This is a genomic window from Streptomyces sp. NPDC047525 (genome assembly GCF_040643025.1).
GTDB classification, from domain to species: Bacteria; Actinomycetota; Actinomycetes; order Streptomycetales; family Streptomycetaceae; genus Streptomyces; species Streptomyces durmitorensis.
In genome coordinates, this window is the sequence record NZ_JBEYTL010000003.1 from 132,713 (window position 1) to 151,496 (window position 18,784).

Genomic DNA, 18,784 nt, shown 5'->3' on the forward strand with positions numbered 1-18,784 from the left:
CTCTGGCCAACGCTTTTCAGAAGGGCTGAGCATCACTGCCACTCATCATGTCCATAATGATGACCCCGCGATCACAGTCGTACTGCTTGAGATCGGCGCTGGTCATCGGCCGATAGGCGATCAAGTACCCGATGGCCAACAGCATTCCCAGGTACCCGTCGGGCGCCAGTCGCGCGCGTACGACCAAAGAGTGATTCTTCCCGCCGAACGCGGACTTGAGCGCCTCGGCCAGAATCCGCTGTTCAGGCCTGCCCAGCTCCCGCATGAACTGCCTCGCCGAACCCGCTAACCGAATCTGTGGCTCCATGCGACCCCCCATGACGCGAACCTCAGTGTAGACCCGGAGTGTTGACCGTTCGTAGGGGTTGAGCGTGCCCAAATCACTGCCAGTGAGCATCATTCGAAAGAAGAATGACGAGAGGGAGGGGATTTCTCCGTCGACACCTCTGGGCGACTCGCGGAACACCCCTGCTCCTCCGTGGAGCACGGCTCTCCGGACGCTGTTCGACAAGCATGATCTACTCGACAAGCGTGATCTGCGCCGCCACTTTGATCAGTTCGGGTGGTGGGCGTCGACAGTCAGGTGTATGCCCAAGGGGTGGCTTTCATCACGCTCACCTATCATGGACGTTGAAGGACAGGACCTCAGAAGGCGGCGAACCGCCATGGGTGAGCCCACGGTGGAAGAAGTCCAAAAGCGCGCCCGTCAGCACGTCCGGGGATGCGGCGAGAGAGCACGAGAACATCAGCTTTCGCACCGCAGGTGGCGATTCCTTTCCGCGATTCTCACTGGGTTTGGTGCTGTTTTCGGCGCTCTTGCCGGAGGAACTCTTTTGGCGGCCGCAGAAACTGGGACCTCATGGTCGTACGTGGCCGGATCGCTTGGCGCGTTGGGCGCCGCGTCGATAGCTCTAGAGGCGCAACTCGGACTCAAGGAACAAGCTGAAGCCCATCGACGCGCAGCGGCAGGCTTCGCGACTCTGCGGACCTCCTACTACGACCTTGCGCACCTTAGTATGCCGACCGCCGAAACCTCTCGCACCCAGTTGAACGAACTTACGGCTCGCAAATCAGAGCTCGAAGCGAATTCACCGATAACCGAAGGGTGGGCTCAAGACAGGCGGGCGAAGCAGAGGGCAGCTGAGAAACAGAAGGTAGCTCTTCGCGAAGCCGGGTTGTAGATCTCCAGAGCACGACAATGCGCCTGCGGCTGAGTCAACTGCCGTTGGTCTTCCCGGTTCGCCCTTGCCGTTGAGAGTGGTGTGCGTCAGTCTTTCCGGCAAGTCACCAACGGGAGGAGCCCCATGCTGAAGCAGGTCGCGGAGGGTGTGCTGGTCCACCAGAGCGAGTTACTCCAGAACAACACCGCTGTCGTGCAGGGCAGGGGCGGCGTGTTGATCATAGACGCCGGGATAACAAGCGGGGAAATGACCTGCCTGGCGAACGACCTTCGTGAGTTGGGCCAGCCCGTCATCGCAGGATTCTCGACGCATCCTGATTGGGATCACGTTCTCTGGCATGCCGACCTTGGCAAAGCCCCTCGTTACGGTACAGCGCGCTGCGCGTCCTTCATGCAGGATCTGCTGTCGAACGCGGACTGGCGGACCCGCGTCACCGATGGATTGCCGCCGGAAATCGCCGAGGAAACACCGTTGGACCTGTTCGGCCTCATCACGGGTCTGCCGGCTGAAACCGCGCAGATCCCTTGGGACGGCCCCAAGGTCCGGATCATTGAGCATCCGGCGCATGCCCCGGGCCATGCGGCGCTGTTGATCGAAGAACGCAGGGTTCTCGTCGCCGGCGACATGCTCTCCGATCTCTTCATTCCGATGCTCGACGACTCTGCCGACCCGATTGAGGACTACCTCGTCGGGCTGCGGCTGCTCGAGGACGTGGCGGACGACGTTGATGTCCTCATCCCCGGTCATGGGTCCGTCGGCATAGCTGATCAGGTACGCGCAAGGATCAACCAGGATCGAGCGTACGTGCACGCCCTGCGTGACGCCCATGTTCCCGACGACCCACGGATCGGCCCCTCCGTCAAGCCCGGCTGGGAGTGGGTGAACGACATACACGAAGGGCAATTCCAGCGCTTCGCCCAGAGAAGTGCGCGCGACGGGACGCCCGACTAGGAATGATCGGGTGGGTGCTCACGACGCGCGGTCAAAGGCTGCGGCGAGGTCGGCCGCGGTCCAGGCCATCGCGATGGCGCCGTCGAGGACGGCGCGGTCGGCGGCCGGTGTGACGCACGCGGCCGTGAACTCGCGCTGGTGGTTGACCGCGGGCGCGCAGTCGAGACCGAGCATGGGATGGATGGTGGGTACGGCGTGGGAGACGTTGCCCATGTCGGTGGCGGCTCCGACGGCAGCTCCGCCGGGCAGGGCCGGGAAAGTGCGGCCGAGGGCCTCGGCGTTGGCCCGGTACAGAGCCAGCATCGCGGGATCGGGGCGCAGGTCGGCGTAGTCGGGGCCGACGGGGCTCACGGTCAGTTCGCACCCGGCGGCCAGCGCTCCGGCCTCGAAGCAGCGCGCCACACGGGCCTTGAGGGGGGCGAGCGCCTCCAGGGTGTCCGAGCGGACCACCCATCGGCCTCGGCTGGAATCCGGGATGACGTTCGCCGCGCTGCCTGCCTCGGTGACGATGCCCTGGATGCGGTCCGCGCCCGTGGTCTGCTGACGCAGCAGACCGATGGCCACTTGGGCGACGGTCATGGCGTCGGCGGCGTTGACTCCGCGCTCGGGGTAGGCGCCCGCGTGCGCGGGCGTGCCGCGGTAATGAATGTCGAACTGGGAGACCGCGGTGCCGGGCATGGCAGCCATTTCGACAGCCGCGGGGTGCACCATCATGGCGGCGTCCATCTCCTCGAAGGCTCCGCGTTCGAGCATCAGGACCTTGCCGCCGCCCCCTTCCTCGGCCGGAGTCCCGAGCACGGTGACCGTCAGTCCGAGGTCGTCGGCGAGTCCGGCGAGGCCGACTCCGGCGCCCACCGCGGCGGCGGCGATGATGTTGTGCCCGCAGGCGTGGCCGATCTCCGGCAGCGCGTCGTACTCCGCGCAGATGGCGAGGCGCAGCGGCCCGGAGCCCACGGTGGCGCGGACCGCGGTGGGCATGCCGTAGCAGCCGTGCTCGACGTCGAAGCCGGCCGCGCTCAGGTGCTGGGCGACCCAGGTACTGGCACGGACCTCTTCGAAGGCCAGTTCCGGATGGGCGTGGATGCGATGGGAGAGGCTCACCAGGTCGCGCTCCGCAGCCCGGATCCGCTTCTCGATGAGGGTCTTGGGATGCATCGGCGCGGATCTCACGACGCGGTCCTGGCAGCGATGTGGACGGAGGCCGGGCGGGTGGCGGCGTCGTAGGCCGCGCTCGCACCGGTGGCGCCCATGCCGCTGTCGCCGGCCGGTTCGTAGAGGCGTTCGGGGCCACCGCCCTGCCACTGATTGATCCAGACGACGCCCGCGGGGATCCGGGTGGCTGCGGCCACATGGTCGGGGTCGCGGGTGTAGACGGTGGCCGCGAGGCCGAAGCGGGACCGGGCGGCACGCTCGAGCCCTTCCTCGAAGGAGGAGACGACCACGACCGGGGCGAGCGGTCCGAAGGTCTCCTCGGTCATCACCAGCATCGAGTCGTCGACGCCGGTCAGCACCGTGGCCGGGTAGAAGAAGCCCTTGCCGTCCGGTTCGACTCCCCCCGCACGGACCGTCGCACCGCGCTCGACGGCCTCGGCGACATGCCTGCGGACCGTGTCGCGCTGCCGCTCGTCGACCAGAGGTCCCATCATGACGCCCTCGCCATGACCGTCGCCGACGGTGTACGTCCCCGCCGCCTCCACCAGGGCCTCGATGAACTCCTCGGCGATGTCCTGATGCACGTATATGCGCTCCATGGACGTGCAGATCTGCCCGGTGTTGATGAAGGCACCGAACGCCACCGCTTTCGCTGTCGCGCCGGGGTCGACCCCGGCGTCGACGACGACGGGGTCCTTGCCGCCGAGTTCGAGGACGGCGCGGTGCAGCAGCTTGCCGGTTCCCGCACCGACCTTCCGGCCGGCCCCGACGGATCCGGTGAAGTGCACGAGCTGGATGTCCGCGTGCTCGGCCAGCGGCGCTCCGGCACGCGCGTCGCCGAGGACGAGGTTGACCACACCGGGCGGGAGGTCGAGCAGTTCGAAGAGCCGCACGGTCGACAACGGCGATCGTTCGGAGGGTTTGACGACGACGGTGTTGCCGACGGCCAGCAGCGGGCCGAGCGCACCGAGCACCATGGCGACGGGGAAGTTCCACGGCGTGATCACCGCGGTGGCCCCCAGCGGATGGCGCAGGATTTTCGTGGCGCTGCCGTCGGGATGGCCGACGTTCTCCTCGAAGCCGTACGACAGCGCCTGGGCCGCGGACGCCTTGAGGCCGGCGACCGCCCCGTCGATGAACGTACGGCCGACGCCGACCGGCTTGCCCATCTCCCGGCACTCCAGGTCGGCGAGTTCGTCCGCGTGCTCGGCGACGGTGTCGGCCCACGCCGAGATGTGTGTGACGCGTTCGGTCACGGTCAGGGCCGCCCATGCGGGCTGCGCCTTCACCGCTGCGGCCACCGCCCGGTCCGCGTCGGCCCGACAGCCGCCGGGCAGGCGGGCGATGACATCCTCGGTCGCGGGGTTGACGACGTCGAGCAGCGCGTCATCGAAGGAGTCTCCCCAGACGCCGCCGGTCAGGTTCTGCAAGGTCCTCATCGGGAATCTCCTTCATGTGAAGACGCGGCGGCGCGCACGCCTCGGTCGAGCAAGCGGTGTCGGGCAAGCGGTGCCGTGGCACGAGCGTGCCGGGTCACGAGCGCGCCGTGTCAGGCGATGCGGTCGGCCATGAGTTCGCCCGCCATGATCGTGGCCAGGTTGGTGTTGGCCCGGGGCACGGACGGGAAGACCGAGGCGTCGACCACGTACAGGCCCTCGATGCCGAGGACGCGGCACGCGCTGTCCACGACAGTGCCGGGGTCGTCGGTCGGGCCCATGCGGCAGGTGCTGGTGCCGTGTTGTGCGTCCATGACCGTCGTCAGCAGGTAGCCGTCGAGGCCCCGGTCGCTGTCCAGGACGGAGAACAGTGCCGCGTTCTCCTTCTCGAGCGATCCTTCCGTGATGGCTGCCGTCTCGGGTCGGCGCGCCAGGTCGACGAGCGCCCGTACGCCGTGACGCATGCGGCGGAGGTCCCGTTCGTCGGACAGCATCCGCTGCCGCACCAGCGGCTGGTCGAAGGGGTCGGCGGACGCCAACGTCAGTACGCCCCGGGAGTCGTTCTGGTTCAGCCAGATTCCGAACGCCCCGGAAGCGGTGGTGGTTGTGGCAGCGGCCATCGCCAGCACGTTCTGGTTGAGCGAGACGAACATCAGGTCGTTGTCGGGGGCGTCGTCGCCGCTGGTCCACCGGACGCAGACGTTGGTGTGCCGGTCGTGCGGCGTCTTGACCGCCGCCGACTCCCGCAGCGGGATCGACACCAGCGCCATCGGGTGGTCCTGCATGCCGTGGCCCACCGGCAGGTCGTGGCGCACGTCGATGCCGAGCGCGCGCAAGTGCGACGCGGGTCCGATGCCCGAGCGCATGAGGATGCCGGGTGAGTGGATGACGCCTGCACTGAGCACGACCGTGCCGGCGCGCTCGGTCGTCACCCGTCCGTCGACGAGCAGCCGCACCCCCACCGCCCGGTCCCCGGCGAACACCACCTTCTCGACCAGGGCGTCACCCAGCACGGTCAACGTGCCCAGCTCCCGGGCCTGTTCCAGGTACGCGTCGTTGACCGACACCCGGCGGCCGCCCCGGGAGTTGATCGGATAGGGCGAAACCCCGTGCGAGGAAGGGGCGTTGACATCCGCGGCCCAGCCGAACCCCGCCGCGAGGGCGGAGCGGGACAGCGCGGTGTCGACCCCACCCCACTCGTCCTGTGGCGTCCGGTAAATCGGTGTCGGTCCACCGCGGCCGTGATACGGCTCGTCACCGAACTGCTCGTCGTCCTCCAGTCTCGCGAAGTACGGCAGGACATCCGCCGGAGACCAGCCCGTACACCCGAGCCCGCTCCAGTCCTCGAAGTCCGCCATGGGGGGCCGGATCGCGATCTGCCCGTTGATCGACGAGCTGCCGCCGACGCCCCTGCCGCGCCAGTACGGCGCTTGCGTCTGCGAGTCGGTGCGCGAGGAATTCAGGCCCGCCCACAGCAGCCCCTCGGCCGCGGTGGGGTTCATCAGCGCGACCGCCGGATTGGGTGAGCGCCACGCCTCGTGCATCTGCGCGGAGCGGTAGTCGGGGCCGGCCTCCACCAGGAGGACGCGCTTGCCCTTCTCCGCCGAGCGCGCGGCGAGCGCGGCGCCGGCGGACCCGGCACCCACCACAATGACGTCCCAGCTCGTGCTCGTCATGCTGCTTCTCCCGCCGTAGGGCGAACTCAGGGCGATCTGACGTGGCCTAGGTATCGGGCCGGAGAGCTTGTAATATCGACCTTGTAGTGAGTTCAGTCAAGACTGAACGTTCATCTTCTACTGACTTCCAGGAGTTCCGTGTCCGATCAGGGCGGCCAGGCGACCGAGCACGGCACAGACGACTCGCACGACTCACACAGCTCACACAACGCGCCCGATGCACTGGTCGAGGAGTTCGGCACCCACGTCGGCAGGGCCATGGGCTGGCCGCGCATGGCAGGCCGCGCCGCAGGACTGCTGATGCTGAGCGACAAGCCGCTGGCCCTCGCCCAACTCCAGGAAGCCCTGGACGCCAGCAAGGGGTCGGCCTCGGAGATGACGCGACTGCTCATCGCCAACGGCACCGTGGAGCGCTACAAGGAGCCAGGGGCGCGGCACTTCGTCTACCGGTGGCGCGACGACGCCTGGGTCGGCTGCCTGCGCCACATCGTGGCCACGACCACGGAACTGCGCGAACTCGCCGCGCACGCACAGGAGCGCGGCGCCGACATGTCCGCCGACATGTCCGAGGAACAGCGTGGGCGGCTGCGCGACATGCACGACTACTACCGCTTCATGGTGGGGCACCTGGAGTCGATGCTGGCGGAGTACACCGCGACCTGGACGGCGAACAAAAAGCAGCCGTGACAGCCGGCCGAGCACCACAGGGGTACGGGGAGCGGCTCCCCGTACCCAAAAGCCCCCACAACGAAGCAGGGGCCACCCGAAGGTGACCCCTACCTGCGACGTTTCCGTCGGGACGACAGGATTTGAACCTGCGACCCCTTGACCCCCAGTCAAGTGCGCTACCAAGCTGCGCCACGTCCCGGTGCCCGTGTGACCTGGGGTTTCCCCTGGCCGAACGCGCACCGAAACAATACCGCACTCCAAGCCGTGATCGCTCACGCCTTTCGCGCCCTGTTGACCTCAAGCCCGCTTGAGGTTGCACGCTCGGTGTCATGACGACGACAGCGGAACGCGGATACGGACATGGATACGCAGACCTGTCCCGCCTCATGGGGCGGATGACGGGGGACGAGAAGCACGGGCCCGCAGCGACGTCCACCCTCGACGCGCTCTGGGTTCTGTACGACCGGGTGCTCAGGGTCACACCCGAGCGTGTGGACGACCCGGGGCGCGACCGGTTCCTGCTCTCCAAGGGGCACGGGCCCATGGCGTACTACGCCGTCCTCGCCGCCAAGGGATTCATTCCCGTCGACTGGCTTGAGGGGTTCGGGGGCTACGACTCCCCGCTGGGGCACCACCCGGACCGGGTGCTCGTGCCGGGGGTCGAGATCGGGAGCGGGTCCCTCGGGCATGGGCTGCCGATCGCGGTCGGTACGGCGCTGGGACTCAGGGCTCGGGGCAGCGCCGACGCCCGGGTGTGGGTGCTCGTGGGGGACGCGGAGCTGGACGAGGGCAGCAATCACGAGGCCATCGCCTTCGCCGGGCCGTCCGGGCTCGAGCCTCTGCACACCGTCGTGATCGACAACGCGTCCGCCCGGCATGCCAGGCCCGGCGGCATCGCAGCGCGCTTCGAGGCCGCGGGGTGGTCCGCCGAGACCGTCGACGGACGTGATCACGACGCGTTGTACGCGGCGTTCACCGCGCCGCATCCGGGGCGGCCGCGGGTGATCGTGGCCCGGGTCGAGGGCAAGGGCGCCGTGGGCGAGCCCAAGGTCGCCTGAGCTCTCTCCCCGACCCACCTATGCGCTGATTCTTCAGTCCTCTAGTGGAGGTTTCTCTGTCATGGACACCATGCGTGATCGCTTCGGCCCCGTCCTCTCCCGGCTGCTCGACGAGGATCCCCGCGTCGCCGTCGTCCTCGCCGAGATCGGCGCGGACGCGTTCACGGAGGCGCAACGCAAGCACCCGGACCGGGTGATCAATGTCGGGATCCGGGAGCAGTTGCTCGTCGGGACCGGCGCCGGGCTCGCCCTCGCCGGGCTGCGGCCCGTCGTGCACACCTTTGCGAGCTTCCTCGTGGAGCGGCCGTTCGAGCAGGTGAAGCTGGACTTCGGGCATCAAGGCGTGGGCGGGGTACTCGTCAGTGCCGCCGCCTCCTTCGACTGGCCCGCCGGCGGCTTCACGCACATGTCGCCGGGCGACGTGGCCCTGCTCGACACGCTGGACGGCTGGACCGTGCACGTGCCGGGGCACCCGGACGAGGCCGAGACGCTGTTGCGGCACGCTGTCGCCGCGGGCGACGACAAGGTGTACGTCCGGCTCTCGGTGCAGTCGAACGCCCGGGGGCTGCCGGTCGACGGAGCGCGCTTCCACACCGTGCGCGAAGGGCGCGACGGGGTCGTGATCGCCGTCGGGCCGATGCTGGACAACGTGCTCGCCGCCACCGAGGGCCTCGATCTCACCGTGCTGTACGCGACCACCGTGCGGCCCTTCGACGGGGAAGCACTGCGCCGCGCGACGGGGTCGGACACGGCGGCGGGCACGGGGGCGGTCGCCGATGTCGTCGTGGTCGAGCCCTACCTCGCCGGGACCTCCACCGCCGCCGCGAACGATGCCCTCGCCGACGTCCCGCACCGGGTCCTCGGGCTGGGCGTCGGCCGTGCCGAGCTGCGCCGCTACGGTCAGATCGACGAGCACATGGCCGCGCACGGTCTCGACGTCCGCTCACTGCGGGAGCGGATCACCGGCTTCCTGGGGGCGCGGGCTCTCGTGCAGGCGTCCTCCGACTAGCCGTCGTTCGATCCGGCCGTCCGGGATCCGCTCCCCCGGCCGACACAGGTGCTCTCCCGTCCACCCGCACCAATCCGCGTATCGCGGGCACCGAGAGCAGGCCCAGGCAGACGACGACCGTCGTCACGGCGCCTGTGATCAGCACCTGCTCCGCGCCGAAGGCACTCGCGGCGGGACCCGCGAGTGCCTGGCCGACCGGGAGCAGGGCGATCGATCCCGCGACGTCGTAGGCATGGATGCGGTTGAGGACGTCGGGCGGCACCTGGGTCTGGACGCTGGTCGCCCACATGACGCCCCAGAAGGAGAGCCCGGCGCCCGCGATCGCGGCGCCCAGCGCCATCAGCGGGACGCCGAGCTGGGCGCCGACGGCGGCCGGGAACGCGCAGTAGCCGATCAGGGCGAGGGACCCGGCGCGGAGCATGCGGCGGGGGCGCAGGCGCAGAGCGACCAGGCCGCCGAGCACGGTGCCCGCGCCCAGGGCGGAGTTCACCAGGCCGTACGCTCCCGAGCCGTGCTCCTGGACGACGAGCGTGGCGACGAGTGGCGTCAGCGGGCCCGTGGTCGTGATCATCAGGACGCAGAAGATGGCGATGACGCCCCAGAGCCAGGTGCGGGACCTGAACTCCCGCCAGCCCTGCACCAGATCCGCCCGGAAGCCGTTGCTGTGCGGGAGCGAGCCGGGCAGCGCGGGCGGCAGCCGGAGCAGCACCAGGCACAGTGCGCTCAGTCCGTACGTTCCCGCGTGCGCGGCGAAGACCGCGCCCGGCGAGGCGAAGGCCACGAGGACGCCCGCGACGGCCGGTCCTGCCAGGGCCGCGGCCGACTCCGCGACACGTATCGCGCCGTTGGCCTTCTGGACGTCGGTGGCCAGACGCGGGACCGTGCTGGCGACGCCGGGCTGGAAGAGCGCGCCCGCCGCGCCGTTCACCGCGCCGATCACACAGATCTGCCAGAGGACGACGTGATCGGTGAAGAAGAGGACCGCCGCGACCGACTGCGTGGCGAGCCTGACCACGTCTGCGCCGATCATCAGCAGGCGGGTGCTGAACCGGTCGGCGAAGACCCCGCCGAAGATCACCAGGCCCGCGAAACAGACCGTCGTGGCGGCCATCGCGAGACCGACGGCGCCCGCTCCGTGCCCGTGCTGGAGCAGTCCCGCGGCGAGCGCGACGGGCAGCATGGTGTCGCCCAGCTTGGCCACGGTCCGCGCGCCGAAGAAGAACCCGAAGTCCCGCGACCAGATGCCCTGACGCTCGCCCTCAGCGGTCATCGACAAGACCGCGCCGCCGGTCGGCGGCATGACCTTGCGGCCGCGAGGCACGACCTTCCGGTCGGTCACCATGGCCTTGAGATCGCGAGGCTCGGCCTTGCGCCCGGTCGCCATGACCTCGGGGTCGGGGTCGCGCGGCGCGCCGCCCTCCACCGAGTCCCTCTCGCGCCCGCCCTCGACGAACCGTCCGCCCTCGTCAGGACGCCCACCCTCGTCAAACCCGTCACCTGACGGCACCCGCACCCCTGCCCCTCCCCTGGTGGCTGTGCCCGGCCGGTCGTCCCGCGAGCCCCACCCGCCACCCCTGCCTGGATCATGCCACGGGGCACTGACAGCGGCCGATCCTTTGTGGACCGGCCGCTGTTGGCCCGGCTAGCTCGTCGGCGGGAGCCCCAACTCCGGGTAGGCGTCCAGGAGTCGGGTGGGAGCCGCCTGGCGCCAGGAGTCGGCGAGGATGTCCTTCAGCTCAGTGGTGTCCAGGGCCGAGAGCCGTGCGCGCACCCAGGCGAACATCGCCTCGTGGTCGGCGATCCAGAACTTGTCCGGCTCCGCGAGGACCAACTCGTCGCGCTCCTCCTTCGGGCACCGCACGGCGATGGACGTCTCGTCCTCGGGGAGTGTGGCGAACATCTTTCCGGCCACCCGGAAGGTGGGCATGCTCCAGGCGATCTTCTCCGTCGTATCCGGCAGGGCCAGTGCGACACGGCGTACATCGTCACCCGTGACGTGGGCTTTGGCATGAGCTCGAGACATGCCACGAACGGTAGCCAACACCACTGACAGCGCCCGCCACCCTGGAGGTGGCGGGCGCCGCAGTACCGCGAAGAGAAGGGGATCAGGCCGCGAGAGCCCAAACCGTGACGTCACCCGGCATGCCACCCGGCGGGGTTCGACCCTCGCACTGATCACAGACGGCGCACTGCGCACAAGCCTGTGGTTGTGCCGGCTCGCCCTGGGCCTTGCGGGCGGTCAACCAGACCGCAATGTAGGCAGGCCCGGCCGTGATCACGGCTACGGCAATCTCGGTAAAGGACATCGGTCTCACCCCCAGGCGCGCTGTCGAATCCGTATCACCATAGGGACGAGGGGTGTTGATGGGAAGCAGCTTGCTCCGAGCAGGAGCAACTGAGGCCGGATCAGGCGCTGTGCATGGCTGGATGCGGGTGCCGGGCGCCGGGCGCCGGGTGCCGAAGCGCACTGCTCCGGCCCTGCGACAGCCCGGCCCGGCCCGTACCTCGTAGGTGCCACCCATCTCGACGAGCCACACGTCCTCACAGCACGTCCTCACAGCTCACCCTCACAACACGTGCTTGTCCAGCCAGCTCCGCAGGTCCTCCTGCACCTCGTCCCTGTTGGTCTCGTTGAGGATCTCGTGGCGCGCCCCCTCGTACCCCCTCCAGGTGAGGTCGTCCAGGCCCACGTACCGGAAGTCCTCCACGAGTTCGTGAACCAGCGTCATGCCCTGGTTGCAGGGGTCCTCGGTGCCGACGGCGATGTGGACGGGCAGGTCCGCCGGAACGCGGGCCAGGTTCCGCGGGTCGTTCATCTTGCGCACGGCACGCACCCAGTCCAGGCAGAGCCCGGCGGAGAAGGGGAATCCGCAGCGCTCGTCGGCCACGTACGCGTCGACCTCGGCCTCGTCGCGCGAGAGCCATTCGAAGCCGGTGCGGTGGGGGTACGGGTCGTTGAAGGCGGCGAAGAGTTCGGGGAGGTAGGAAGAGAGCGTTTCGCGGCCGTCCTCGGCGATCTCGCGCTCCAGGCGGATGATCGACTCCTCGATCCCGACCCCCGGCAGGGAGCGGAAGGTCCCGGAGAGGATCAGGCCCGCGAGGTCGTCCGGGTACTCCTGGGCGTAGTCCCTGGCCAGGTGCGAGCCCATGCTGTGGCCCAGCAGGAAGAGCGGGGTCCCCGGGTGCAGGGTGCGTACCTGGTCGCCGATCGCCTTGAGGTCGTCGACGATGGCGCGCCAACTGTCGGAGGCTGCCGCACCGGACGGCGATTCGGACGGGGCGTCGGACGCGAGGTCCGACGCCGGGTCGGACGGGGCGTCGGACGCTGGGTCGGACGGCTCGCCCGACCCCGCGTCGGCGGACGAACCCGTCACCCCGTACCCGCCGGTCGCCTGCGCCGTCGCGCCATGGCCCCGGTGGTCGGAGGCGATCACCCCATAACCGTGCGCCGTCAGATGGCGCGCGAACCGGTCGTAGCGCAGGCCGTGTTCGCCCGCGCCGTGCGCGATCTGCACGAAGGCGCGCGGTCGGCCGCCGTCGGGCAGCCAGGTGTACGTGGCGACGGGCACGCCGTCCGCCGCGTTCACGAGTCCGGCGGTGTACGCGGCGGGGGCGGGCGTCGAGGCTTGGTCAGGCATTGCGGAAGGCTCCCCTTGTGCGGCTTCTTTTATGGCTTCCGTACGGCAGCTGTGCGGTTTCGGCTCCTGCGCAGCGCGGCCTCCGCACAGTTTCGGTTCCTGTGCAGCACGGCCTCCGCACGGCTTCGGCTTCGGCTTCGGCTTCGGCTTCGGCTCCTGCACACAGCTCCCGTACGGCTGCGGTTCCTGGCCCTGAAACCCTCCCCCGCACACGCGGCCTCATACCAGCGCGGCGCGGTGACTCCCTTCTCACGCCAGACGACGCCAGGCCCTTCCGACCCATTGACCCCCCGTCAGAGCGGAACCTACGCTGAACAACGCGCAGGAGAAAGCGCTTTCTAGCAGCACCCCGCGCACCGCACCCCCCGCGCAACTCGCACTCACCGCACACCCGGCTACCGGCAGCCGTCCACCCGCCCAGCCCAGGGAGCGCCATGAGTTCCACGAGTCCCGCCGCGCCCAGACGCGGCCCCGTCCGGCCGAGACCAGGCCCCACCACGCCGAGCCCCTGGCTCGCGCTCATCGCCCTGCTGGCCCTCGTCATCGGCCTCGGCCTCACCGCACCGCACCGCGCGACGGCCCAGACCGAGCCGACGGTCGCGGCGGCCCCCTTCCGCGTCCTGGTCTTCTCCAAGGTCACGAACTTCCCCCACGCCTCGATCCCCGCGGGCGTCGAGGCCATCAAGAAGCTCGGCGCCGAGAACGGCTTCGAAGTGGAGGCCACGGACGACGCCGCCGCCTTCACCGACGCCAATCTCGCCCGCTTCCAGGCCATCGTCTTCAACAACACCAACTCCACCCCGGAGAAGGGCGATCTGCTCGACGCCGAGCAGCGCGCGGCCTTCCAGAAGTACGTCCGCGCGGGTGGCGGCTATGTCGGCCTGCACGCGGCGTCGGCCAGCGAGCGGGACTGGACCTGGTACGAGGGTCTGGTCGGCGCGATCTTCGACAAGCACCCCGAGGTGCAGACCGGGCGGGTGAAGGTGCTCGACCACGCGCACCCCTCCACCAAGGGGCTTCCGGAGCTCTGGGAGCGCACGGAGGAGTGGTACAACTGGCGCACCAATCCGACGGGCAAGGTGCACACGCTCGCGCAGGTCAAGGTGCGCGACGGCGTCACCGGCCTCGACGAGGGCGTCGACCAGCCCTGGTCCTGGTGCCAGAACTACGACGGCGGCCGCTCCTGGTACACGGCGGGCGGGCACGCCGCCTCGGCCTTCCAGGAGGAGGGCTTCCTCAAGCACATCCTCGGCGGCATCGAGTGGGCCGCGGGCAACAAGCCCGGCGACTGCACCGCCACCAAGACCGGCGCCTTCCAGCGCACACCGCTCGCCACGAACGACCTGGCCGACCCCTTCGAGCTGGCCGTCGCCCCCGACCGCCGGGTGTTCTTCATCCAGCGCACCGGCAAGCTGAAGATCATCGACCAGGAGACGCTGAAGGTCTCCACGGCGCTCGACTTCGACTACACGCCCGAGATGACGAGCCAGTCGGACGGGCTGCTCGGTCTCGCGCTCGATCCGAAGTTCCAGGACAACCACTGGGTGTATCTCCTGAACTCCGACAAGACCGAGAAACGCATCAATCTCTCCCGCTTCACCGAGGCGGGCGGAAAGGTCGATCCGGCTTCGGAGAAGCGGCTGTTGACCATTCCCACCTGGCGTGGTGAAGGCCGGGCGAACTCGCACATGGCGGGTTCGATCGCCTTCGACAAGAAGGGCGACCTGTACATCGCGACGGGTGACAACACCGATCCCTTCGCTTCGGACGGATTCAGCCCGATCGACGAGCGCGAGGGCCGCCGCGCCTGGGACGCGCAAGGCACATCGGGCAATACGAACGACCTGCGCGGCAAGGTCCTGCGCGTCACGCCGAAGGACGACGGTACCTATGCCGTGCCCGAGGGGAATCTCTTCGCGCCGGGGACGGACAAGACCCGGTCCGAGATCTACGCGATGGGCATGCGCAATCCCTTCCGCATCACCACGGACCCGGTGAGCGGCGCCCTCCTCATGGCCGACTACGGGCCCGACTCGAAGAACGCAGCCCCCGACCGCGGTCCCGAGGGGACGGTCGAGTACAACCGCATCACCAAGGCGGGCAATTACGGCTGGCCCTACTGCGTCGGCGACAACACCCCGTTCAACGACTACGACTTCGCGACGAAGACGTCGGGCGCGAAATTCGACTGCGCGAAGATCGTGAACGATTCACCGAACAACACAGGACTGCGCGAACTGCCGCCGGCGCAGCCCGCGACCGTCTGGTACGCCTACTCCGCCTCCGAGAAGTTCCCCGAACTCGGCACGGGCGGCGGCGGCCCGATGAGCGGTCCGGTCTACGACTACGACGCGGACAACACGTACAAGACCAAATTCCCCGAGTACTTCGAGGGGAAGTGGTTCAACTACGAGCTGACACGGCAGTGGTTCAAGGTCTTCTCGATGCAGGAGAAGGACCAGACGTTCACCGATCCGCGCTTCGATCCTGCCAAGTCGGGCGATCTGAACTCGATCAACTCCATCTTCCCCGACCTGAAATGGAACCAGCCCTTCGACGCCGACTTCGGTCCTGACGGCGCGATGTACGTCATCGACTTCGGGCTCGGCAGCGGCACGGGCCGCGGCGGCAGCAACGAAGGCGCGGGCATCTACCGCATCGACTACGTGGCGGACGGGCGGCTGCCGGACGCCCGTGTCACGGCCAGTCCCGACAACGGCAGCACCCCGCTCAAGGTCACGTTCTCCAGCGAGGGTTCGGGGCTGCCGGGCGACAAACCGGTCACGTACGCGTGGGACTTCGACGGGAACGGCACGACCGACTCGACCGAGGCGAACCCGACGTACACCTACACCAAGAAGGGGCAGTTCAGCGCGCGCCTGAAGGTGACGGGGCCGGACGAGCTGAGCGGTCTGGCCGTGCAGGAGATCACCGTCGGGAACACCCGGCCCGTGGTGACGATCCAACAGCCGCCGAACGGCGGGACGTTCAGCTTCGGGGACACCATTCCGTTCAAGATCAAGGTGACGGACAAGGAGGACGGGCCGATCGACTGCAAGCGGGTCGTCGTCCAGTCCCAGCTCGGGCACGACACCCATCTGCACCCGCTGGACAACTACACCGGATGCGCGGGCGAGATCGTGACGGACGCGGGCGACAGCCATGGCGCCGGCCAGAATCTCTACTACGGGATCACGGCCCAGTACGAGGACAAGGGCGCCTCCGGTGTGCCCGCTCTGACGGGTTCCTCCTCGCTGACCCTGCGGACCTCCTTCCGCGAGGGCGAGCACCGCACCGCCACCGGCGGCGCGCACGAGGGTGCGGTCATCGGTGACCGCGCGGACGCCTCCGGCGGCAAACGGCTCATCGAGATCGAGGACGGCGACTGGGTGTCGTTCGACCCGGTGAACCTCAAGGGCGTCGACTCCTTGACGGTGGGCGCCGCTTCGGGCGGCCTCGGCGGCGACATCGAGTTCCGCGCCGGTTCTCCCACGGGCAAGCTGCTCGGCAAGGTGAGCGTGCCGAACACGGGCGGCTGGGGCAACTTCATCTCGCCGACCACCGAACTGGCCGACCACGACGGCACGACGAAGCTGTACGCCGTCTTCACCAACCCCGAGTGGTCGTCCGGCAAGGAAGACCTCCTGACGGTCGACTGGCTGCACTTCAACGGCCCCGGGGTCGAGAAGAAGGCAGGCGCGAAGGTGACGCCCAAGGCGGCACCGGGCAGCGGCAACGCTCCCCTCGCCGTCAAGCTCACGAGCACGGTGAAGCTCCCGGAGGGCCGCACCGCGGCCTCGTACCACTGGGACTTCGGCGACAACGCCAAGCCCACCGGCACGGAGAGCGGCAGCGCCGAGCACACGTACGCGCGCAAGGGCACGTACACGGCGCATCTGACCGTCACCGACGACAAGGGCGACACGACGACCGGCGCGGTCCGGATCACGGCGAAGTGAGGGCACCCATGTCAGCCAAGAAGAGATCAGGACTGAACGGGACCAGACGCGCCTTTCTCGGTACGTCGATGGGGCTCGCGGCAGCCGTCGGTACCGCACTGCCCGCGCGCGCGGGTGAGGCGTCGCGGTGCCGGCGCATCCCGCGCGGCGGCATCGGCATGCACCTCTACACGATGCGCGACGTCCTCGCACAGGACTTCGCGGGCACGCTGGAGCAGCTCGCCGACATCGGCTACGCGACCGTGGGGGTGAGCGGCCGGCACGGGAACAGCGCGGCCGACATCCGGCGGATGCTCGACGCGGTGGACCTGAAGGCGGTCCTCGAACACGTCGCGTACGACACGCTCAAGGGCAGCGGCCTGCCTCAGGCCCTCGAGGATCTGCACACCCTCGGCGCGAAGTGGCCGGTGGTGCCGAGCCTGCCCGGCGCGCTGCACACGCCGGACGGATTCCGGGAAGCGGCACGGCAGTTCAACCGCATCGGGCAGGCGTCGCGCGACGCGGGCCTCGGCCCGGTGCTCTTCCACAACCACGGCACGGACCATGTGGTGGTGGACGGCACGAGCCTGTACGACATCCTCGTCACCGAGACCGACCCGCACCTGGTCGGCTTCGAACTGGACGTCTACTGGGCGGCGAAGGGCGGCGCGGATCCGGCGACGTACTTCGTACGGCATCGGCGGCGCTTCCCCGCGCTCCATGTGAAGGACATGGCACCTGACGGCGGCTTCGCCGATGTCGGCTCGGGGACGCTGGACTTCGCCGCGATGTTCGACCACGCGCGCGTGGGCGGCGTCAAGCAGTGGCTGGTGGAGCACGACACCCCCAGCGATCCGTTCGCCACGGCACGCAACAGCTACGCCTATCTGGCGGCGCTGCGGTACTGACGTGCCGGGTCGTCCGGTCGGGGTGCGCCCGAACCGACCACCTTCTTAAAGAAGAGGGTCGTCGGGTGGAGCACCCCGGCCGGATCGGCCGCGTAGTCCGGGATGACCCCGGCCGCCGTCCAACCTCCGCTCCGGTAGAGGGACTCGGCTGGGCTGCCCGTCTCCGTGTCCAGGACCAGGAGGGTCACGCCCGCTTCGGCCGCCACCTGTTCCGCCGTGGCCAGGAGGGTGCGGGCGAGGCCCTGCCCGCGGGCGGAGCCGTGGACCATGAGCTTGAGGATCTCGGCGCGGTGTCTGCCGTTGGGCTTGTCCACGAAGCCCACGCTGACCGTCCCGGTGACGCGCTCGGCGTCGCGTGCGGCCCAGACGGCGAGGCGTCCTTCCGCCACCGCCGGTGCCAGGCCCCGCCACCAGTCGGCTGCTGCCGTCGGGCCGAGGGGCGCGAGGAAGCCGAGGGACGAGCCGCCGTCCACGACGTCGGCGAGCAGGGCGCCCAAGTCGTCCGCGGCCGCGACGAGTTGTTCCGCGGAGAGGCGTATCGGCGTTCGGTCGTCCCTCATCGCGCGACCACCACCAGGGCGTACCGCACGGCCCGCTCCCCCACGCAACGGAACCGCGTAGGCCCCCACAGCCGGAAGCGCAGACAGTCCCCCGCGTTCAGCGTGTGCGGATCGCCCTGGACGGTGACCTCCAGCGCCCCGTCGAGCACCCAGATGTGCTGTTCGATGCCGGGCACGGGAGGCCGGTCGTATGCGACGTCCGCGCCCGGTTCCAGGCGGCCCTCGACGAGTTCGCCGCGCAGCCCCGCGTGGGGCGGCGACACCGACCGCCGCACGAAGCCGGACGCGCTGTCGGTCCACACGCCCTGCTCGGCCGCGCGCACCAGCTGCGCGGGCTCGGCCTCCACCTCGCTCAGGAGCTGCGACATGGTGCGTTCGTAGACGGCGCAGAGCCGGTTCAGGAGCGACGCGGTGGGGCTGATCTCCGCGCGTTCGGCCCTGGACAGGGTGGAGCGGCTCACGCCGCTGAGGTCCGCCAATTCGCCGAGGGACCAGCCGCGTTCCGCGCGCAGCTCGGCGAGGCGGGCGGCGAGCCGGTCGTCGACGCCATCGTGTTCCATATCTGGCACGCTATCCCGGATATGGGACACATGGCCATCGCCGACCCC

General features: G+C 69.3%; 15 protein-coding genes and 1 tRNA gene. 6 read left to right on the forward strand and 10 right to left on the reverse strand.

Going from position 1 to position 18,784, the window contains the following annotated elements; translation table 11 throughout:
* Positions 1-16: 16 nt before the first annotated feature.
* Positions 17-466 carry a hypothetical protein gene (locus ABZ833_RS09620; protein WP_361043471.1) on the reverse strand — a complete coding sequence of 150 codons (450 nt, stop codon included), beginning with the start codon at positions 464-466 and terminating at the stop codon, positions 17-19.
* 838 nt (positions 467-1,304) lie between these two features.
* Between ABZ833_RS09620 and ABZ833_RS09625 the strand changes: the two genes are divergently transcribed.
* On the forward strand, positions 1,305-2,132 hold the full coding sequence (locus tag ABZ833_RS09625) for an MBL fold metallo-hydrolase (protein ID WP_361043473.1): 828 nt from the start codon (positions 1,305-1,307) through the stop codon (positions 2,130-2,132).
* A gap of 18 nt (positions 2,133-2,150) precedes the next feature.
* Here the strand turns inward: ABZ833_RS09625 and ABZ833_RS09630 are convergent, their stop codons facing one another.
* The 3 genes from ABZ833_RS09630 to ABZ833_RS09640 form a co-directional block, all read right to left on the reverse strand.
* Positions 2,151-3,302, reverse strand: coding sequence for a M20 family metallopeptidase (locus ABZ833_RS09630; protein ID WP_361043476.1), 1,152 nt, complete (start codon positions 3,300-3,302; stop codon positions 2,151-2,153).
* On the reverse strand, positions 3,299-4,723 hold the full coding sequence (locus tag ABZ833_RS09635) for an aldehyde dehydrogenase family protein (RefSeq protein WP_361043478.1): 1,425 nt from the start codon (positions 4,721-4,723) through the stop codon (positions 3,299-3,301). The genes ABZ833_RS09630 and ABZ833_RS09635 overlap by 4 nt, the downstream gene beginning before the upstream one ends.
* A gap of 110 nt (positions 4,724-4,833) precedes the next feature.
* Positions 4,834-6,396 carry a GMC family oxidoreductase N-terminal domain-containing protein gene (locus ABZ833_RS09640; protein ID WP_361043481.1) on the reverse strand — a complete coding sequence of 521 codons (1,563 nt, stop codon included), beginning with the start codon at positions 6,394-6,396 and terminating at the stop codon, positions 4,834-4,836.
* A 138-nt stretch (positions 6,397-6,534) separates the two neighbouring features.
* On the opposite strand from ABZ833_RS09640, the gene ABZ833_RS09645 reads away from it, so the two are divergent.
* The gene (locus ABZ833_RS09645) at positions 6,535-7,083 is read left to right on the forward strand and encodes a hypothetical protein (RefSeq protein WP_361043483.1); all 549 of its coding nucleotides are present in this window, start codon (positions 6,535-6,537) and stop codon (positions 7,081-7,083) included.
* A 107-nt stretch (positions 7,084-7,190) separates the two neighbouring features.
* On the opposite strand, the gene ABZ833_RS09650 is transcribed toward ABZ833_RS09645, so the two are convergent.
* Positions 7,191-7,264: transfer RNA gene (locus ABZ833_RS09650), tRNA-Pro, on the reverse strand.
* A gap of 130 nt (positions 7,265-7,394) precedes the next feature.
* Between ABZ833_RS09650 and ABZ833_RS09655 the strand changes: the two genes are divergently transcribed.
* Together ABZ833_RS09655 and ABZ833_RS09660 are read left to right on the forward strand one after the other, a co-directional pair.
* Positions 7,395-8,123 carry a transketolase gene (locus tag ABZ833_RS09655; RefSeq protein ID WP_361043486.1) on the forward strand — a complete coding sequence of 243 codons (729 nt, stop codon included), beginning with the start codon at positions 7,395-7,397 and terminating at the stop codon, positions 8,121-8,123.
* A 61-nt stretch (positions 8,124-8,184) separates the two neighbouring features.
* Positions 8,185-9,132, forward strand: coding sequence for a transketolase (locus ABZ833_RS09660; protein ID WP_361043488.1), 948 nt, complete (start codon positions 8,185-8,187; stop codon positions 9,130-9,132).
* Here the strand turns inward: ABZ833_RS09660 and ABZ833_RS09665 are convergent.
* The 3 genes from ABZ833_RS09665 to ABZ833_RS09675 all read right to left on the reverse strand — a co-directional run bounded on the left by ABZ833_RS09665 (position 9,083) and on the right by ABZ833_RS09675 (position 12,770).
* A complete protein-coding gene (locus ABZ833_RS09665) occupies positions 9,083-10,432 on the reverse strand; it encodes an MFS transporter (RefSeq protein ID WP_361044733.1) in 1,350 nt (449 codons plus the stop codon). The two genes, ABZ833_RS09660 and ABZ833_RS09665, sit on opposite strands and share 50 nt — an antisense overlap.
* A 342-nt stretch (positions 10,433-10,774) precedes the next feature.
* Positions 10,775-11,155 carry an MmcQ/YjbR family DNA-binding protein gene (locus tag ABZ833_RS09670; protein ID WP_361043491.1) on the reverse strand — a complete coding sequence of 127 codons (381 nt, stop codon included), beginning with the start codon at positions 11,153-11,155 and terminating at the stop codon, positions 10,775-10,777.
* Between the two features lie 544 nt (positions 11,156-11,699).
* Entirely contained in the window at positions 11,700-12,770 is a 1,071-nt protein-coding gene (locus tag ABZ833_RS09675) for an alpha/beta hydrolase (RefSeq protein WP_361043493.1), read from the reverse strand.
* 434 nt (positions 12,771-13,204) lie between these two features.
* On the opposite strand from ABZ833_RS09675, the gene ABZ833_RS09680 reads away from it, so the two are divergent.
* Both ABZ833_RS09680 and ABZ833_RS09685 read left to right on the forward strand, forming a co-directional pair.
* A complete protein-coding gene (locus tag ABZ833_RS09680; protein WP_361043496.1) occupies positions 13,205-16,729 on the forward strand; it encodes a ThuA domain-containing protein in 3,525 nt (1,174 codons plus the stop codon).
* An 8-nt stretch (positions 16,730-16,737) separates the two neighbouring features.
* Positions 16,738-17,616 (forward strand): sugar phosphate isomerase/epimerase, encoded by an 879-nt coding sequence (locus ABZ833_RS09685; RefSeq protein WP_361043499.1) that lies wholly within the window; start codon positions 16,738-16,740, stop codon positions 17,614-17,616.
* Here the strand turns inward: ABZ833_RS09685 and ABZ833_RS09690 are convergent.
* Positions 17,592-18,176, reverse strand: coding sequence for a GNAT family N-acetyltransferase (locus ABZ833_RS09690; RefSeq protein WP_361043502.1), 585 nt, complete (start codon positions 18,174-18,176; stop codon positions 17,592-17,594). The two genes, ABZ833_RS09685 and ABZ833_RS09690, sit on opposite strands and share 25 nt — an antisense overlap.
* On the reverse strand, positions 18,173-18,736 hold the full coding sequence (locus ABZ833_RS09695) for an XRE family transcriptional regulator (protein WP_361043505.1): 564 nt from the start codon (positions 18,734-18,736) through the stop codon (positions 18,173-18,175). Before ABZ833_RS09695 ends, ABZ833_RS09690 begins: the two co-directional genes overlap by 4 nt.
* Positions 18,737-18,784: the final 48 nt, after the last annotated feature.

Coding starts and splice junctions, on each gene's coding strand:
- ABZ833_RS09625 (WP_361043473.1), top strand. CDS start 1,305: ATGCTGAAGCAGGTCGCGGAGGGTGTGCTGGTCCACCAGAGCGAGTTA.
- ABZ833_RS09635 (WP_361043478.1), bottom strand. CDS start 4,723: ATGAGGACCTTGCAGAACCTGACCGGCGGCGTCTGGGGAGACTCCTTC.
- ABZ833_RS09640 (WP_361043481.1), bottom strand. CDS start 6,396: ATGACGAGCACGAGCTGGGACGTCATTGTGGTGGGTGCCGGGTCCGCC.
- ABZ833_RS09655 (WP_361043486.1), top strand. CDS start 7,395: ATGACGACGACAGCGGAACGCGGATACGGACATGGATACGCAGACCTG.
- ABZ833_RS09660 (WP_361043488.1), top strand. CDS start 8,185: ATGGACACCATGCGTGATCGCTTCGGCCCCGTCCTCTCCCGGCTGCTC.
- ABZ833_RS09665 (WP_361044733.1), bottom strand. CDS start 10,432: ATGCCGCCGACCGGCGGCGCGGTCTTGTCGATGACCGCTGAGGGCGAG.
- ABZ833_RS09670 (WP_361043491.1), bottom strand. CDS start 11,155: ATGTCTCGAGCTCATGCCAAAGCCCACGTCACGGGTGACGATGTACGC.
- ABZ833_RS09675 (WP_361043493.1), bottom strand. CDS start 12,770: ATGCCTGACCAAGCCTCGACGCCCGCCCCCGCCGCGTACACCGCCGGA.
- ABZ833_RS09680 (WP_361043496.1), top strand. CDS start 13,205: ATGAGTTCCACGAGTCCCGCCGCGCCCAGACGCGGCCCCGTCCGGCCG.
- ABZ833_RS09685 (WP_361043499.1), top strand. CDS start 16,738: ATGTCAGCCAAGAAGAGATCAGGACTGAACGGGACCAGACGCGCCTTT.
- ABZ833_RS09690 (WP_361043502.1), bottom strand. CDS start 18,176: ATGAGGGACGACCGAACGCCGATACGCCTCTCCGCGGAACAACTCGTC.
- ABZ833_RS09695 (WP_361043505.1), bottom strand. CDS start 18,736: ATGGAACACGATGGCGTCGACGACCGGCTCGCCGCCCGCCTCGCCGAG.